This is a genomic window from Edaphobacter sp. 4G125, assembly GCF_014274685.1.
Classification (GTDB): Bacteria; Acidobacteriota; Terriglobia; order Terriglobales; family Acidobacteriaceae; genus Edaphobacter.
Map to the genome: position 1 here is coordinate 2,659,849 of NZ_CP060393.1, position 18,601 is coordinate 2,678,449.

General features: G+C 53.5%; 10 protein-coding genes. 6 read left to right on the top strand and 4 right to left on the bottom strand.

Annotation, left to right across the window (positions count from 1 at the left end):
• The first annotated feature begins 165 nt into the window (after positions 1 to 165).
• Positions 166 to 2,076: a DUF3857 domain-containing transglutaminase family protein gene (locus tag H7846_RS11155; protein ID WP_255460567.1), complete on the top strand. Its 1,911-nt coding sequence runs from the start codon at positions 166 to 168 to the stop codon at positions 2,074 to 2,076.
• A gap of 140 nt (positions 2,077 to 2,216) precedes the next feature.
• Positions 2,217 to 4,157, top strand: coding sequence for a DUF3857 domain-containing protein (locus H7846_RS11160; RefSeq protein WP_255460568.1), 1,941 nt, complete (start codon positions 2,217 to 2,219; stop codon positions 4,155 to 4,157).
• Positions 4,158 to 4,238: 81 nt separating this feature from the next.
• Here the strand turns inward: H7846_RS11160 and H7846_RS11165 are convergent, their stop codons facing one another.
• Complete coding sequence (locus H7846_RS11165) at positions 4,239 to 5,114, bottom strand: LysR family transcriptional regulator (RefSeq protein ID WP_186692158.1); 876 nt, start codon at positions 5,112 to 5,114, stop codon at positions 4,239 to 4,241.
• 140 nt (positions 5,115 to 5,254) lie between these two features.
• Between H7846_RS11165 and katG the strand changes: the two genes are divergently transcribed.
• The 4 genes from katG (at position 5,255) to H7846_RS11185 (ending at position 11,312) form a co-directional block, all read left to right on the top strand.
• Entirely contained in the window at positions 5,255 to 7,435 is a 2,181-nt protein-coding gene (katG, locus tag H7846_RS11170) for a catalase/peroxidase HPI (RefSeq protein ID WP_186692159.1), read from the top strand.
• Between the two features lie 216 nt (positions 7,436 to 7,651).
• Positions 7,652 to 8,554: a sugar phosphate isomerase/epimerase family protein gene (locus H7846_RS11175; RefSeq protein ID WP_186692161.1), complete on the top strand. Its 903-nt coding sequence runs from the start codon at positions 7,652 to 7,654 to the stop codon at positions 8,552 to 8,554.
• Between the two features lie 77 nt (positions 8,555 to 8,631).
• A complete protein-coding gene (locus tag H7846_RS11180; protein ID WP_255460569.1) occupies positions 8,632 to 9,720 on the top strand; it encodes a c-type cytochrome in 1,089 nt (362 codons plus the stop codon).
• Positions 9,717 to 11,312: an acido-empty-quinoprotein group A gene (locus H7846_RS11185; protein WP_186692162.1), complete on the top strand. Its 1,596-nt coding sequence runs from the start codon at positions 9,717 to 9,719 to the stop codon at positions 11,310 to 11,312. Before H7846_RS11180 ends, H7846_RS11185 begins: the two co-directional genes overlap by 4 nt.
• Positions 11,313 to 11,481: 169 nt before the next feature.
• Here H7846_RS11185 and H7846_RS11190 read toward each other — a convergent pair whose 3' ends face one another.
• The 3 genes from H7846_RS11190 to H7846_RS11200 all read right to left on the bottom strand — a co-directional run bounded on the left by H7846_RS11190 (position 11,482) and on the right by H7846_RS11200 (position 18,528).
• Positions 11,482 to 14,760, bottom strand: coding sequence for a TonB-dependent receptor (locus H7846_RS11190; protein WP_186692164.1), 3,279 nt, complete (start codon positions 14,758 to 14,760; stop codon positions 11,482 to 11,484).
• A 127-nt stretch (positions 14,761 to 14,887) separates the two neighbouring features.
• Positions 14,888 to 17,206: a helix-hairpin-helix domain-containing protein gene (locus tag H7846_RS11195; protein WP_186692165.1), complete on the bottom strand. Its 2,319-nt coding sequence runs from the start codon at positions 17,204 to 17,206 to the stop codon at positions 14,888 to 14,890.
• Positions 17,203 to 18,528: a ThuA domain-containing protein gene (locus tag H7846_RS11200; protein ID WP_186692167.1), complete on the bottom strand. Its 1,326-nt coding sequence runs from the start codon at positions 18,526 to 18,528 to the stop codon at positions 17,203 to 17,205. The genes H7846_RS11195 and H7846_RS11200 overlap by 4 nt, the downstream gene beginning before the upstream one ends.
• Positions 18,529 to 18,601: the final 73 nt, after the last annotated feature.

Here is an 18,601-nt window from a genome sequence, read left to right on the forward strand (position 1 = left end):
AGATTCTACGCAGCGTATAAAAGCCACACGCAAACAAAAGAAACCGGCATAGAGGGCCTTTTTTACTTTCTATGTACGGCAGTCCTGTGCGTTCGAGGCTGAATGGCTGTTTGTATTTTTCTCCGAAGGCTTTCTGGAAACTGGCTCCTTTTCTGGCTCTGTCTGTTGTCTCCTTCTTGTTCTTTCGCAAAGGAGAGCCTTCCCGACTGGGTTCGCACAGCAATCGCTCAGCCTCTTCCGTCCTATCCATCCGAGACGAAAGCTGTCGTACTGCTCGATGACATTACCTATACAGTCGCGCCGGATGGCACCGCGATCGAACATGCCCGAACTGTTATCAGGATTCTTCGCCCCCAGGGCCGCGATGAGGGACTGGTCTATGTTCCTTTCGACAAAGATCGCAAGATCCTCTCGATGCATGTCTGGAGCATCGGCCCCGATGGCCACGAGTACACGCTCAACGACAAGGAATTGGTAGAGTTCGGTTATCCCGGCCAAGGAAACCTATATGAGGATATGCGCGTTCGCGCTGCAAAACCTCCGGGCCGCGATCCAGGGGGAACCATAGCCTACGAGTATGAACAACGGATGCTTCCTTACATCGCCGAGAAGACGTGGTTCTTCCAAGACAGCAACCCACGGTTGCATCAGGTTTTTACTCTCGAACTCCCTGCAGGTTTCCAATACACCACTGTATGGGCTCATCATGCAGCAATTCAGGCTGCAGATTTAGAGAATCGACGCTGGCGCTGGGAGTTGCATAACACTCCCGGCATCGATCTTGAACATATTCTGTATAGACCTGCTGAGTTCTCGCTTGCGGGCCGCATGACTGTACGCTACGGCCCCACTTCTGCATCTAAAGACGGCTGGCAAAGCATCGGCGAATGGTACGACAGTCTCTCCCACGACAGGCTCGCAGTAACTCCCGATATCGCGGCAAAGGCAAGTGAGCTTACTGCTGGAAAGACAGACTTCTACGACAAAACTGAGCCAATCGCCGAATTTGTTCAAAAGCAGATCCGCTACTTCGTCATTGAGATGGGAATTGGTGGATATCAGCCACACTTCGCATCAGACATATACCGCAATCGTTATGGCGACTGTAAAGACAAGGCCACGCTGCTTTCGTCCATGCTCGCTTCTGTTGGGATTCATTCTGCACTTCTGATGGTGGACAGCCGTCGCGGCGTTATTGATCCTGAGGCACCTTCCATTGTGGGAAACCATATGGTGGTCGCCATAGAGATTCCCCAGGGTTATAGCTCTCCAAAGCTTCGCAGTATCGCCATCGCGAAAAATGGACGACACTACCTCATCTTCGACCCCACTTGGGAGGAGACGCCCTTTGGACAGCTTGAACATGAGTTGCAGGGTAGTTACGGCGTCTTGATGGAGGGTGCTAACAGCCAGGTCATCGCGCTTCCCCTGCTGCCCCCCGAGTCCAACACCATCCACCGTACAGGAAACCTGCAGCTCTTACCCGATGGCTCTCTGAAAGGCCGAATCGCCGAAGACCGCTTCGGCGATCTCTCTGACCGATGGCGAGCACTCTATACACGCAGCGATGCCAAAGAACAAAGCGAATATCTAGATCACGTTCTCGGGGAAAGTTTACCGGCATTCACAGTCTCTGATGTAAAGGTCGAAAACGCCACGACTCTCAATAAGAATTTAACTCTTACCTACGTCCTCGATGTTCCTCATTACGCACGCGCAATGGGTTCTCTCTTCACGATCCGCCCTCGTGTACTCGGCGAAGAAGCGCCTGCCACCGATCATAAAGTTCGTAAAGTACCGATCAATCTGCGTGCCGCTATGCGGGTGAACGACGAATACGACATCGAACTGCCTGCCGGTTACGCGGTGGACGAATTACCTGATTCCGTCAAGCTCGACCTTGGCTTCGCCTCATACGAGAGCTCAACCACGAGCAAAGGAAACATACTTCACTACTCGCGGACCTACACAATCCGCGAAGTAACTCTCCCACCTGAAAAATACGATGATTTGCAGAAGCTCTCGAGTGTGATCGCCACTGACGAACAGGCTCGCGCCGTTTTAAAGAAGCAATAAAGCCTCACAGAAAGAAGGAACAGAACAAAATGATCCGGGGTTCCCATCTTCTCCGCACCATATTCCTTGCGACACTGATATCGACTACTCTGCCGCTCCTCTCTGAACAATGGACGAATCCCTCCAAGGAAGAGCTCTCTATGACTTCGCAGGAGGGATACCCCGGTATTGCGGGTGTCTATCTGAACCGCGAGGAAATTACAGAAGACAAGCTACACATGTGGACAGTCTACGTCCGGCTGAAAGTGCTTACGGAAAAAGGCAAAGACTATGCGAATGTCGAGCTGAAGTACGGTTCTTCAAACAGCGGAGGCGGTTATACCGTCAACAACATCTCCGGACGCACGATTCATGCAGACGGAACGATCATTCCATTTACCGGAAAACCATATGAAAAGCTAATCGAAAAGACGCAGGGATACGATGGCTATAAGCACATGGCCAAGATCTTCACGATGCCCAGTGTAGAGATTGGGAGCATCATCGAATACCGCTACTCCTTACGCTACGATGACTATTATTTCTTTGCGCCCAGCTGGTTTATTCAGTCTGACCTTTATCTTCGCAAGGGACACTATGTCTGGAAGCCAACCGACAAACAATTGGTCAGCAAGCGGGACGGCCACGAACAACTCACCAACAGCATCGGCTGGTTTCCTGTTCTCCCTAAAGATGCGCAGATCCAGCAAACTCGGCTACCAGCAATTTCGCCGAATCCGAATGGTCAACTCATTCTTAGCCTCGACGTGCACGATGTTCCTCCGGCCCCTCAAGAGGAATACATGCCTCCGATCTCCAGCTTTACTTATCGTGTTCTTTTCTACTATTCCCCTTATCGCAGTGCGGCAGAATACTGGCAGAGCGAAGGAAAATACTGGTCAAAAAATCAGGACAAGTTCATTGGGCCTGGTTCCAAAGTTGCCGGATTTGTTCATGAACTAACGGTGCCTTCAGATAGCCAGGAGCAGAAGCTGCACAAGATTTACGCGGCTGTGATGCAGATTGAAAACACCGACTTTACCCGCGCACATGAAACAGCAGAGGATAAGGCCGCGGGATTGCGTGAAATCCATAACACGGATGACATTCTCGATCGCAAACGCGGCACTAGCGACCAGCTCACAGCGCTGTTCGTCGCCATGGCGCGTGCGGCAGGCATGAAAGCCTATGTATTTGCGGTAACTAATCGTGATCGCAGCATGTTTACCAATGCATATCTCAACATGTCGCAGCTTGATGATTCTGTTGCTGTTGTAAACCTTGACGGCAAGGAGGTGTACTTCGATCCGGGGTCACGATATTGCCCCTATGGCCACCTCGATTGGAGGCATACGTTTGCCGGCGGCATTCGACAGACAGAGAATGGAACGGCACTCTCCGACACTCCCGGAGAGCCATACACCTTCTCCCGCACTCAGCGAATTGCAGAGTTAAAGATGAATGAACATGGAGAGGTTTCCGGCATCGTCAAGCTGACTTACATGGGCGCCCCTGCGCTCGCATGGCGTCATCGCTCCTTGAGGGGAGACGACGAAAGCTTCCGTAGAGAGCTCCGCACAAATCTTGAACACTTGCTTCCAGGTGGGGTCGACATCAAGGTTATTAATATTCTCCAGTTGGAAAATTATGAGCAGCCTCTCACCGTGGAATTCACCGTCAACGGCCCTGTCGGATCACCCACAGGAAAACGTCTCTTTGTACCTGCAGACATTTTTATGAGTAATGCGAAGCCTGCTTTTCCCCATGAGAAACGGGATCTCGCCATTTATTTCGACTACCCACACATGGTTCAGGATGCTATCCGCATCCACTTGCCTGCCACGATTACGGCTGAATCCGTTCCATCTCCAGATACAGAGCAGTTCAAAAAATCGGCCTTATATACTTTGACGAACGAACAAAAACCGGACTCCGTAACGATCCGCCGCAATTTCACTCTTGGCGAGTTTCTGTTCGACGCAAAGGACTACACTGAGCTACGGGCTTATTACAGCAAAATTGAAAACAAAGACCAAGAGAATATCGTTCTCGCCAATGCGCCACAAACAAACGCGCCCAAACCAGCGCTTTCATCGAACTGAACAGATCCTCTAAAACAAAAATGCTGGATGCGCCGATAACTCGGCGCATCCAGCGCTTTTTTCTCTCTCTTCCTACAAATTTCAACAGACTGTTTTTTTGATCCCTGTCAGAAAAGCCTGTTGGACATGGTTGAAGCTCCGCCCTCGCAAAGCCGCAGCGACGATAGTGCGAGTTGCACCAGCATCGCTGAGGCGTATATAGCGACAGCCTGCATTCCGGTCGATCGCCATCTCAGGGACAAGCGAAACTCCAACACCTGCAGCAACCATTCCAAAGAGACTACTGAACTGTCCACTTTCAAATGCGATTCGCGGTGTGATGCGAGCGTGAGTACAGGCGGCAATACTGAGGTCACGGAAGCAGTGGCCATCGCGTAACATGACGAAAGATTCGCCACGAAGTTCCTTAAGCGAAAGCGATTCCTTCGTAGCTCGAGGATGATCCTTTGGCAATACAGCAAAAAGCCTCTCTGTAAGCAAGGGAAACATCTCCAGATCTTTATAACGCATCGGTAAAGCAAGGATCGCAAGATCGATCGATAGATCCCGCAAACCCTCGATCAAGACTGGGGTTGTCTCTTCAACGATTCGTAACTTCGCCTCAGGATACTTTTTGGCAAAAGACGCCGTATAGCGAGGGATCATGTAAGGGGCAATGGTGGGGATTACTCCCACAGCCACGCTACCTCGCACATCAGTCTCCTTGTCTGTCACGCTGGCACGCGCCATCTCGATCTGATCGAGAATAGAACGCGCATAAGGCACAAAAGCGCGACCTGCCTCTGTAAGACGAATACTCCGGCCTAGACGATCGAAGAGCTTCACCCCAAGATCTTCTTCAAGCTTCAGAACCTGCTGCGAGAGCGACGGCTGCGCGACCTGACAGCGCTCGGCTGCGCGGCTGAAACTCCCAGTATCCGCAATGGCACAGATGTAACGTAGCTGATGGAACTCCATAGGTAATGCCTATCTTACAGATGGGAAATATATATTGGAACTATCATGCTTCATGGTGCTACATTCATCTGGCCGACAAGATGCCTGGGCTCCTCGTCGGAGACCAGTAACCCGATTCAACCAGCCAAAGGGAGTAGAACATGTCAGCCGAAGCAAAGTGCCCATTTCATCAAGCCACAACTAACGGACCGTCGAATCGCGATTGGTGGCCGGAGCAGTTGAACCTCGACATTCTGAGGATTAACTCGTCTCTGTCCGATCCCATGGATAAGGATTTTGATTACGCCAAAGAGTTCAAGAGCCTCGATCTTGCGACTGTGAAGAAGGATCTTGAAGCCCTGATGACCACCTCACAAGCCTGGTGGCCTGCGGACTTTGGTCATTACGGTCCATTATTCATTCGCATGGCATGGCACAGCGCAGGCACGTATCGTATCGGTGATGGACGCGGCGGCGCAGGCTCAGGTCAACAGCGCTTTGCTCCTCTCAACAGCTGGCCTGACAATGTTGGCCTCGACAAGGCGCGGCGTCTGCTGTGGCCAGTCAAGCAAAAGTATGGGAAAAAGATCTCCTGGGCGGACCTGCTTGTCCTCGCCGGCAATGTCGCGCTGGAATCGATGGGCTTCAAGACATTTGGTTTCGGCGGTGGACGCAAAGATGTCTGGGAGCCGGATGAGTCGGTCTATTGGGGCTCTGAGACGACTTGGCTGGGCGACAAGCGCTATACCGGGGACCGCGAGCTTGAGAATCCTCTGGCCGCTGTGCAAATGGGATTGATCTACGTTAATCCTGAAGGCCCAAATGGAAATCCGGATCCGATCGCTGCAGCGAAGGACATTCGCGAGACATTTGCCCGCATGGCGATGAACGACGAAGAGACCGTGGCGTTGATTGCGGGCGGCCATACCTTCGGCAAAACACACGGCGCTGGCCCGGCATCCCACGTGGGGCCCGCACCTGAAGGTGCCGGTATCGAAAACCAGGGTCTTGGCTGGAAATCCAGCTTCGGCACAGGCACAGGTGCTGATGCGATCGGCAGCGGACTGGAAGTCGTATGGAGCAACACACCGACAAAATGGAGCAACTACTTCTTTGAAAACCTTTTCGACTATGAGTGGGAGCTGACAAAAAGTCCGGCAGGCGCACATCAGTGGAAGCCGAAGGGGGATGCAGGCGCAGGAACTGTGCCAGATGCGCATGATCCATCGAAACGCATTGCTCCGTCCATGCTCACTACGGACCTCTCCCTGCGTTTTGACCCTGCATACGAAAAGATCTCGAGGCACTTCTACGAGCATCCTGATGAGTTTGCTGATGCGTTCGCACGCGCATGGTTCAAACTCACGCATCGCGATATGGGTCCACGCGCTCGCTATCTTGGCTCTGAGATTCCATCCGAAGTGCTCATCTGGCAAGACCCTCTTCCATCTGTCGATCACAAATTGATCGACGCCCAGGATGTCGCTGCTCTAAAGAGCAAGATTCTGGCTTCGGGTCTTTCTGTGTCACAGCTGGTTTCCACGGCCTGGGCTTCTGCGTCCACCTTCCGCGGCTCCGACAAGCGCGGTGGTGCAAACGGTGCGCGTATCCGTCTTGCTCCGCAGAAGGATTGGGCGGTGAACCAACCCGATCAGCTCGCCAAGGTACTAAAAACACTCGAAGGCATCCAGGATGAGTTCAACAAGGCACAATCCAATAGGAAGAAAGTCTCACTCGCTGACCTGATCGTCCTGGCTGGTTGCGCAGGTATTGAACAGGCGGCGAAGAACGCCGGCATCAACATAACAGTTCCCTTCATTCCGGGGCGCACGGATGCCTCTCAAGAGCAGACTGATGTGGATTCGTTCGCTGTGCTCGAACCTGCCGCGGATGGATTCCGCAATTACAGCAGAGGCAAATTCAGCATTCCGACCGAAGCACTACTGGTAGATAAGGCTCAATTGCTGACCTTGACCGCTCCTGAGATGACAGTGCTACTTGGCGGCCTGCGCATGCTGAACACCAATGTTGGACAGACCAAGCACGGTGTTTTCACCAAGAAGCCGGAAGCCTTGACGAACGACTTCTTCAACCATCTGCTCGATATGGACCTGGAGTGGAAGGCTGTTTCGGACGCTCAGGATGTGTTTGAACTACGCGACCGCAAGACTGGGGAAGTTAAGTGGACCGGCACACGGGTCGACCTTATCTTTGGCTCAAACTCTCAGCTTCGGGCGCTTGCTGAAGTCTATGGAAGTTCCGACGCCAAAGAGAAGTTTGTTCATGACTTCGTTGCTGCCTGGAACAAGGTGATGAACCTCGATCGTTTTGATCTTGTCTAAACCAAAAAGATCGACTCTGAATCGTTTATTAATCCACTACCCGGTCAGGAATTCCTGACCGGGTAGTGGATTTTCTGCGTTTTCTAAATATGCTGTCACAGATCACAGGCAACGAATTCAGGTCCTTTTCAAAAGGCTCACATTCCATTTTCCAGACCATTGCAATGAATTCTGATTTGCCACGCAACCAACAAAATGCGAATATCGGAACCACCCATGATGAATCGTCGAAGCTTCCTGCAGACCGCCGCCGCAGCGACCATGATGTCCGCTGTATCCGCTCGAGCCAATACCCGACTGCCCATTCGCATGGCGGTTGAGTACAACATGCTGCCCGAGAACCTGTCGATCCTGCAACGCTTTCAGCTCGCCAAGGATTGCGGTTATGAGCAGATCGAATGCCCTACTACACCAGGCCAGGCCGATGCGGACGCAATGAAGACCGCTTCGAAAAAAGTTGGACTGCCGATTCACTCCGTCATGAATATGGATCACTGGAAGTATCCATTTTCATCTGCCGACCCGGCGGTGGTGGAGAAAAGCCTTGAAGGTGCGCGTACCTCAATCCGAAATGCGCATCTTTGGGGAGCCTCGACGGTACTGTTGGTACCGGGTGTGGTGAATCCGCAGACTTCATACAAGGATGCATACACGCGTTCTCAGGTAGCCATTCGTAAGCTAATCCCTCTGGCTGAGGAGTTAAACGTAACGCTCGCGCTAGAAGAAGTCTGGAACAAGTTCCTGCTTAGCCCGCTGGAATTTGCGCACTACATCGACGAATACAACTCGCCTCATATACGCGCCTATTTCGATGTGGGCAACGTCGTGCTCTATGGCTACCCGCAGGACTGGATACGCACCTTGGGCAAGCGCATTGCCAAGCTGCATATCAAGGACTTTTCGTTCCATCACGATAAAGCCAGTGGCGGCTCAGTCGCTCGCTGGGTATCTCCCGGCGATGGCGACATCGACTGGACTGCCGTCTATGCAGCGCTGGGAGAGATTGGCTATCAGGGAACGGCGACGCTCGAACTCAGTTCCGGTGACGCAGACTACCTGAAGGAAATGCGGCGCCGCTTTGCTCTCATTCTGTCTGGCGAGATGCGGTCCAAGGCTTAGCGGGACAACATGGACAGGGCATAACATAAACATCAGATCATTCGTTTGATTGTGTTTTGTTATGTATCATTTCCATCATGCGATTTATCAGTCTCGGTCTTGTGCTGATAGCTAGCCTCGTGCCACCAGTGGCCCTGGGACAAGCGCCCAGCTCTCCTCTACCGGAAGGTGCGCACCGCGAAACTGTCGAGCGCGCCTGCTCCGGCTGTCATAGCGTGCAGATGTTTACTGGACGCAGAATGAATCGGGAGGAATGGGGTACTACTGTCTCGAACATGATCGGACGTGGAGCAAAGATCACCGATGATGAGTTCGATCAGATTGTTGGTTATCTTGCAACGGCATTTCCCCCCAATAGCCAAGCCAGTGCAGGCACAGCTCCGGCGAAGCAAGCCAAGGCTCCACGCAGGCCCAGTCTGATCGATCAGGTGGGTCCCAACGACAAACAGGTCATCGATGAAGATGCCGCAGCGCTTGGCAAGACGGTCTATATTGCGCAATGCATTACCTGTCACGGAACACATGCGCGCGGTGGTGTCGGAGGCACGGATCTGGTGCGCTCAGTGCTGGTTCTGCACGATCGCTATGGCAGCACGATAGGGCCGTATCTTGCACAGGGACATCCCAAAGTGAAGCCCGTGGATCTGACTAAGGAACAAGTGGTGGATTTGTCTCACTTTCTGCATCAACAGATCGGGGACACACTGCGTACGGGGCCTTATAACCATCCATTGAATATCCTGGTGGGCGACGCAAAGGCAGGCAAGGCCTACTTTGAAGGTGCTGGCGGTTGTTCAAAGTGCCATTCAGTTACGGGAGACCTGGCACATATCGCCAGCAAGTATGCTCCATTCGCTTTGCAGCAGAAGGTTGTATTTCCAGATAATCGCGCAATCACCAAACAGGGAGCGGCCTCGCACCAGCGCAGCGTAAGAACCGTTACTGTCACAACGCCTTCCGGAACAACAGTCACCGGCGAGCCATTGAACATCGACAATTTCAATGTCTCTTTGCGAGATGCGGCCGGACAATATTACAGCTTTACTCGCAGCCCCGACCTCAAGGTAGAAAAGCACAATCCTTATGCCGGTCATGAGGCACTTCTCGACATCTACACCGACAAGGATATTCACGACGTCGTGTCATATCTGGAGACCCTGCAATGAAGTTTTTTTTTGTTCTCCTCGCTCTGCTCGCTTTGACTTCAATGCAGGCAACAGGCGCGGCGCAGCAAGTCGGCGCTGGCCTTGATCCAGCAGCATTAGTGCATCCGGCGCCGGATTCTTGGCCAACCTACAACGGAGATTATTCTGGCAGGCGCTTCAGCACGCTAACTCAGATCAATGACAAGAATGTGAAGTCGCTTAGCCTTGCGTGGCTCTATCAATTACCGAATGTGGGCGAAGGAGTGGTGCGAAGACTCGCCGGTACACCGATTGTCGTGAACGGTGTGATCTATATCACGGTGCCAGACCACGTATGGGCGATTGACGCGCGCACCAGCAAAGAATTATGGCATTACGCGTGGACCTCCAAAGGCGGCATTCATATTGGAAACCGCGGCGCGGCCATCTCTGGGAATTCTCTATTCTTCGAGACGCCGGACTGTAACCTGGTCGCGCTGAACATTGCCGATGGCAAAAAGCTTTGGAGCAAGCCCATCTGCGATCTGGACCAAATGTATTACGCGTCAGTGGCTCCCGTGGTGGTGAAAAACCACATCATCACTGGCGTCAGCGGTGACGATCTGGATCGCCCTGGATATCTTGAAGCCCATGACCCGGAGACTGGCGCGCTGCAATGGCACTGGTCCGTTGTGCCCAAACCGGGTGAGCCAGGGTCTGAGACCTGGCCGAATGCCGATGCGATGGCACATGGAGGCGGCATGACATGGATCTCACCCACCTATGATCCGGAGTTGAATCTTATCTACATTGGTACTGGCAATCCGCAGCCGGTGCTTGTCGCCAGCAAGCGTGCGGGAGCCAATCTTTATACAGAGTCGATCGTGGCTCTCCATGCAGACACGGGAAAGATGGCATGGTACTTTCAGGCGTCGCCACATGATACCCACGACTGGGACGCAATCCAGACGCCGGTTCTGTTCAACGGAGAAATTGAAGGCAAACCGCGCAAGCTGTTGGCGCAGGCCAGTCGCAATGGCTGGTTCTTTGTGCTGGACCGCAAGACAGGAAAGAACTATGTCAGCACCGAATTTGTGAAGACGAATTGGGTCAAAGGACTGGATGCCAAAGGACAGCCAATTCCCGATCCTGCTAAGGAGCCACAGATTCCCGGGGTTCTGGTTGCGCCGGATGCATCGGGCGGAGTGAACTGGGAGCCGCCAACATTCAGCCCGGCAACGGGACTGTTCTACGTGAACGCCACGCATTCGTATTCGATGTTCTATGTCTATGACGACAGTGACAAACCAGAAGGTTGGAGCGGGCAACAGAACGGCCACTGGTCTCAGGCGATACTGGAAGCCCTGGACTACCGCACAGGCAAGATCAAGTGGAGTCACAAGTGGGAGACTTCGGGCAACAAAGGTGGACTGCTTAGCACTGCCGGAAATCTTTTGTTTGCCGGCGATCCGAACAATAACTTAGTCGCGTTCGATGCAACGACAGGCAAACCGTTGTGGCATGTCGGCCTAAGCACAGGCCTGTCAAACGGCCCCATCACTTACCAGTTAGACGGCCACCAGTATCTACTCGTTGGCGCAGGCGATAAGCTGTTTGCCTTCATCATGAACTAAGTTTTTGTAGAAAATTAGAGAAGTGGCTCCTCCAGAGTAGACCTGAGGCTGATGCACGGTACTCCTTTTTACATCGAACCAACATAAATAAACCGGCGTTCCAAAATTGATTTGTGCAGGCAGTCAGTTCCTGTACGGATCTGACTGCCGCAAGCCTCGTTATCCTGCGTTAGAAATCCAATCGTAGTGCAAGCTGAACCTGTCTGGCATTGTTTGCGGAGGTGATTTTCCCAAAGGAAGACGAATTGGATGCACTTGTAGGGCTGTTAAAGTTCACATTGTTGAAGAGGTTGAAAAAATCGGCGCGGAACTGGACCCTCGAGCCTTCGCGCGATAGGAATGGAAAGTTCTTCGCAAGGCTCATATCGGTACCGAAATACGAGGGACCGATAAGACTATTGCGTCCGCTGTCACCGTACACCCCGTTTGCAGGCGTTGCGTAAGCTGTCTTGTCAAAATAGCCGCCGCTGGCTCCGACTTGGGTCCATTGCGTCTTGTTCCCACATCCGGAACAAGGATTCCCTATCAGATTCAGGCGCTCTCGACCGAGCGTTTTGCTTGACCCAAGCCACTGCGCTGCGGCGCCGGTTGTCACCGAGAAGGGAGTTCCGCTGCTATAGCTCAAGATCCCGGACAGCTGCCATCCACCTACGCCATACTGCAGGAAACCCAGGTTCTTGAACTTCGGCAGAGTCCATACTCCGTTGAGGCGGAATAGTTGTTTCTGATAGAAGTCGGACCTTGCATATTCTCCAGCAAAGAGATTCGTAGGATCCTGATTGGTTGTTGAGTCTGAATTAGGAGAAGACCCCGTATCGAGGGACTTCGCGAGAGTGTACGCCATTTGCATGGTATAGCCCGCCGAAAAACGCTTCCTCGCTGTGACCTGCAGCGAGTTGTAATTCGAGTAACCGTCGGAGAACGTACCGGTAATTCCGGCGAAATACTGGTTCTGGAAGAGGCGGCGTGATTGTGCATTTTGCGCGGTAGCACCCGGCGCATAGGGAGCATAATTGAGTTCTCGCGCGTACCACAACCTGTTCCCCAGGCCCCCCACATAGGCAGTCTGCACCATGAAATCTTTTGGGAATTCATGCTGCACGTTCAAATTGAACTGCTGTGTGAACGCATTCTTGATATGCGGATCGGGGGAATAGAACTGCGAGGGAAACGTCCACACCGGGTTGCTGAGGTTCGGAGTGAATGGAAATGGATTCGTAATCCCGGTCCCAGTGTAGGGATCGGAAAAACTGTGAGGGGTAAAAGTCAATGATGCGGAGAACGGCGGAGGCTCGATGGAATTCATCAGCGTGATGGCACCCGGCGCGTTATAGAAGATGCCATAACCACCGCGGATCGAGGTCTTGCCATCGCCAAAGACATCATAGGCAAATCCAAGACGGGGGGCGAAGTTGGCCTTGTCGGTGAAGATGAGCCCGTTAGGAATCCCCGGATCCCCGGCAGCGGCATACCCCCCTGGGGCGCTTGGGATTCGAACCGAATGATAGCTTGCGTCGAAAACAACCGTTGATGACTTAAGGCCTACCTCCTGCCATGGAAGCTGCAGATCATAGCGCAGGCCAAGATTCAGTGTCAGGCGTGGAATTACTTTGAAATCGTCTTGAACATAGAAGCTGTAATTCGTTGTTTTCTCTGAGTTGTTACGTACGTTTGACTGATAGAAGGAGGTTGGGCGTCCAATCAGAAAATCCGCGATGGCATTTCCTGTGTACCCAGGGGTGGAAAACGTTGCACTTCCAGCAGTGGAAAGGTATCCACTTTTTTGCTCTGTCTCGTGAAGGAAGAGAAAGCCAAATTGCCACAGATGCCTGCCTCTGACCCAAGACATCTTCGCGTCGATCTGCTTCAGGGCAGTATTCTCATACCACGGAGCGCCCGATGCGAAATTTCCGAGGCCGCTTATCGAAGCACTTGGGGAGATTGCCGTTGTCCCGTCTATGGCATAGTTGGCGCCCATTTCCGCCCCAGTCAGTATTTTTCCCTGCAGCACATTGTTGGTCGTAATGTTGGTGTCCGAGTATCCGAAATCACCGATCAGATTCTGAGAAAATGTATGCGTGTCCCGAACGGTAACTCCTTGATTCGGCTCCGAGTACTGATTGTAGGATGCGGTATTACCCGTATACGTGGGGCTGGCATTATTCATGCGGAAGAAGCGGACATAGGTAAGGTCTCGCTCCGTTGTCTTGTAATCGCCCCGGACAGTAAATTGGTTGCCAGTGACATTGGTAGCCCATTGGCCAATAAACTGCCCAGCCGTATTTGCGACGGGTATGTAGTAGTTCATGAAATTCACGGAAAGCGGATTCCATTCGCTCTTGGGTATCTGATTATTTGTGTAATACACCTTATTTGTAGGGGTACTAAGAAACGGATCCACGAGTGGCGTCGCAATCGCGCTGAAGTCCCCTGCGCGCTGGGCGGGCGTCATTGAGCTAAAGTTTTGAAGCGCGACCTGATGAATCCTCAGGCCTTCGTACGTAGCAAAGAAAAATGCCTTGTTCTTCATGATGGGCCCGCCGCCGGCCACGCCGAACTGGTTCTGCTTCATAAGGGGCTTAACGGCCGGCGCTGGCGCGAACCAGTTTCTTGCATTAAGCAAGTCGTTACGAATAAACTCCCATGCTGCTCCATGGAAAGTATTGGTTCCCGATTTACTTACGGCTACGAAGGCCCCTCCCGACGCGTGTCCATACTCCGCGCTATAGCTGTTGGTCAGGAGCGAGAACTCTCCGATCGCGTCCGGGTTGGGAAGGTTGACAGGGCTGTTATACAGCGCTGTTACTAACACGGCGCCATCGAGAGAGATTTGACTGCCGTTGACGCGGCTTCCGTTCACGCTGAATGTCGGCCCATTGCGTTGGTTGATGACCGCGACCGGCAGATTGGTACTCCCCACGCCGGGCACAAGAGTAATGAGCTGTAGCGTATTGCGCGTATTGAGTGGAAGCTCTTTAATTTGGGTGCTATCAATCACAGTACGGATAGCCGCAGAGCTGGTATCGACCTGCACCGTCGACTCAGAGACCTGAATGGTTTCCGTTGCGCTTCCGATTTCCAGGGTTACATCCAGGCGAGCGCTCTGGCCTGCCTCAAGAATGAGGCCGGATCGAGTGTAACTTTTGAATCCTGGTGCTACAACTGTCAGCTTGTACATACCTACAGGCAAGGAGGGAACGACGTACTCACCAGCTTCTGAAGTGGTGACAGTGCGGTCTAAACCGGTTCCAGTATTTTCGATTTCAACAGATGCATTGGGAATTACAGCTCCGGTTGGATCACCGATCTTCCCGGATACTTGTGCATTCGTTGCCTGGGCATTTGCAGAACAGATACAAAAACCTGCGGTCCAAACAAATAAGAGTAGTCGTCCGATGACCCCAAACTGCAGATACGACCGGCGCTCCTTTGTTCTCACGTCCATCATTGTGTAGCCTCCATATCCAACTTCTCGAAAAGTCGTAAACTCACATCTTCAACTTCTTCAACACCTTGAAACCTTTCAAAATATGGTCCGGTATGCTTGTCTCGCGCTCCTCGTAATAGCCTCAACGTCAGTCACGAAACGCGATGGCTTCCACCTTTGCCTGTATTTTGTCCGGGCTAACATCGGGTATGCTCTTGAGCTGCTCCAGACTCTTGATGTCACCATTCCGCTGGCGGTAAGAAACGATCGCCTGGGCTTCTTTCTCAGTCAGACCTAGCCCTTCTTCAAGCTGCACGGCGGCCGCTTTGTTTACGTTCGTCTTCCCGAAGTACTTCGAGAGATACGCGGTCACATCTGCAGTCTCCGGTTCTGATAGTTGCGCACCGCGTTCTACCATAAGGCCAACCATTCGGCGCCATCCGGCCTCTGTGTATCGTTCTCTGGTCGCCACGTCGACTACGTGACATTGCACACAAGCCCGCTGCAAAACCGCCTTGCCTTTACTCTCCAGCAGCTCATCGTTTTGCTTCTCCGCAGCCACCGTTACCGCAACAGTTTGTACGACAGGAGACTGATCGCGGACAGGAGCAGTTGCTTCGCTACTGAGATTCGATTGAGCGAGAGTGGTGAACCGATCCACGGATCGCGTGGCGTCGTCCGACCCCACGTTTTTTTGCTTGACTCCGAACGCTACGATTCGGTCCGTGCCGACATATACATTTCCATCAGCTATTGTTGGCGAATTGTATTTTCCGCTCGCTTGAAGCAGGCCAGGATCAGTTTTCCAAATGACCTGCAATGTAGTTGCATCTATTGCATAGAGAACAGGCTGTGGGGACTTGGGTCCGGTCAGGATCGCGCTGCGCGGTGCGTTCTCGTCCAACACCCACACGATCGCGTCCTTGCCACCATTGCTGCTGACCACCGGAGGGCCGGGATTCTTCAACACGAAGTCCATCGCCCGTCCATCCACCCGCATGTACGGATGAGTGCCCGCCGAACGCGATAACTGCAGTCGCACCACGCTGGGCGCAACACTGATCTCCGTGTCCTCAGGATCCTTGTTGTTGCCCGAGTAAAACAGGTACTCGTTGCCGGAGGCATTCCGGAAGTAGGCGGGGGTAGCCCGGTTCTTCGCTCGATCGAGCATGCCTTCGGTATCGGAATAGGGTCCAAAAATATTGAGCGGACCGCGCTTGCCGAATTGCGGTTGTGGTTCCGGCGGGAACAGGGATTGATCGGTGCTGGCGTCTTCGCTACAAGAACGGCGTTCATCACCGGGGACCGTGAAACTGGATTGGCCGAGGAGATACGCGTTACCCTGCTTTCCTCCCACCGCGACCAGCGGATCCTCGGAGGCCGACTTGTCGCCAACATCCGGCAGGATGGCCGCTCCGCTGCTGCCTACGTCGACATCTCCCGCCTCGGTGCGACAGTAGTTGAACGGTGTGTAGACGCCCCGCAACGTTAAGCCGGACGCGGAAACGGGATCGAATTTCAGCACCGACTGCGCCCAGTTGTGCAAGGGTGGCGCGTGTTTTTGGCTGCCGCTTGCCCCGGTCACGGCATAGATATTGCCGCGAGCATCGATGGACACACCGGTTGATCCCCACACTCCGCCAATAGAATCCTCGGCCAACGGCGTGCTGCTGAATGCTGTCGCAAGAGTCTTACGCTGCGTGTCGATCGCCACCACCCAGCCGCGACCCTGACCGATAGTGGCAAAAACATAGCGATCGTCGGGGCTGAGGTTGAGCGCACCACGCTGGATCGAGAATCGACCGGGCCGCCAAGGCGCTGCAGGGGTGTCGCCATAGCGCGGATTGCGATTGATTGGCGGTTGTTCGAGTGCTTTTTCATCCATCGCCACCGGCCAGCCGTCAAGCACCTTGCCTGTCGACAGGTCGAGTCCATACATGCGGAAGCTCGTGGTCTCGCCGCAGCTCACGACATAGAGATGTTTGCGGGCCTTGTCGATCACAGGCGTGCCGACAATGCCCATGGCGCTGGCGTCCCAACGCAGGATGCAGGGAGCATCCAATTGCGTCTTCCAGAGGATGGCACCAGGAACAACCCCATTCGATCGAGTCGCGTTGATGGCATAGACATAGCCGGTGCTCGTTGCGGCGATGACGACATGGAAGGTCTTCCCGTTATGCTCCTTGGTTTGAATCTTCAATCCATCTATATAAAGGGGTGAAGCATAAAGACGCGCCGGATATTTCCCGAACCCGTCGAGTTCAGGTGACTCCCACAGCTTGCCGAACCGTCCCCGGGCGAGCGTGACAGGAGTGAGCTTACGCTCTCTGGAAAACCAGCCGGTGCGTTGACGGTCAGCGTGCGCAGTCAGCACGTCGGCCCGTGTCGCCTCTTGCGCTACTGCCGCTCCGGTCACCGCGAGACACAAGAGTGACAGGACAAGAAAGTTTGTTGTCCGTATCTTCATTTCTCTCCGATCGCGATCCGGTCAGCAGAGTTGTAGGAGATCGACAGGACCGCGTCCTCCTTGCCGATATTGCGCGCGTTGTGCAGCGTCCCTTCGGGGATCGTCACGGTGTCGCCCGCACTCATCTCGTATTCTTTGTCACCCACCCGGTTCATGATGTGTCCCTGGACGACGTGCAGAATCTCATCGCAATTGGGGTGGCTGTGGACTGGGTTTTCCTTCCCAGGATTGATCGTGGCTATGCCTACGGTCATAAAGAGAGAGTTCCCAAGCTCCCGCGAGGCAAGCCATTCGAGCTTGCCCCAGGGCTGCGACTGGACAAGAGCATCCGCCCGCGTTAGGAGCAAACGCCGGGGTGTTGCCGAAGCACGGCCTCCTCCATGCGGCATCGTCGGGGCGTTCGTAGTCGCCCCTGCGAGCGGTACGTCGCGTTTGGATGTCCAGAGGATCGCGTTCAAGAGCATGTCGCGTATCTGCGACTGATCGAACGTCAACAGATAGTGGCCACCGGTGAATGCGAATGATCGACCGCCATTGGGCCGCTCGGCAGCCCACGCAATGACATGGTCTGCGGAAGGCTCCTCAAAAACCGGCTTGTTGTTTTGGGTTTGGATATGGACCTTCGCAGAAAGTATCGGTGTGACTTTGTCGGTCTTGGAGAAGGTCAGGGTGGGGTAGAACTCGTCCAGGAGCTCAAAGGATTTCAGCCCATTGGCAATGGGATTTTTATCCGCTCCTGAAATCTGCATCTGCACGATCTCAGTCGTGCGGTCAGCCATACCGAAGCGAACACCGCCGAGCCAATCGGCCATCGGAATCTTGCTGGTCTGGTCGGGGAGAGTGGACGCCTGGTGCAGAGCGATGAGCCCTACGCCTTTCGACATCAACTGCTCCATGGCCTTGCGACGCGACTCATCGTCTAAGGCGTGGCCCATCGTCCCGGCATGCCGTTCGCCGCCTCCGTAGTTCATCCCGAAATACATGAGGACCACATCGGCATCGGCGATCTCGGAAAGGTCCGAGGGAAAGCCCGTCGGGAATGACTTGACGACCGGATGGAGGGCCTGGAATTGGGGTGATCCCTTGATCAATCGCTCGATCGCAAGAATCCCGTCTGGATAGTCGTGCTCCGTCCGCGGATAACCCTGTTTCGCTCCGCCGATCAGAACGATCGTGGGACCCGATGGACCTGTAGTAGCCGTAGTGCCGGATTGAGCCGCAGCGGTAAAGCAAGCGACTACCAATATGCAAATAGCCAGCATTGCAGCAGGTAACTGTGCTAAAACAGCACATGAAACAGTCAGCTTCTCGATAACTCTCATAAACACACACCCTCGTAGGAGCGACTAATTACTTATTCGCCCGACAGCTAAATCCACGTTGACGCCTATAACT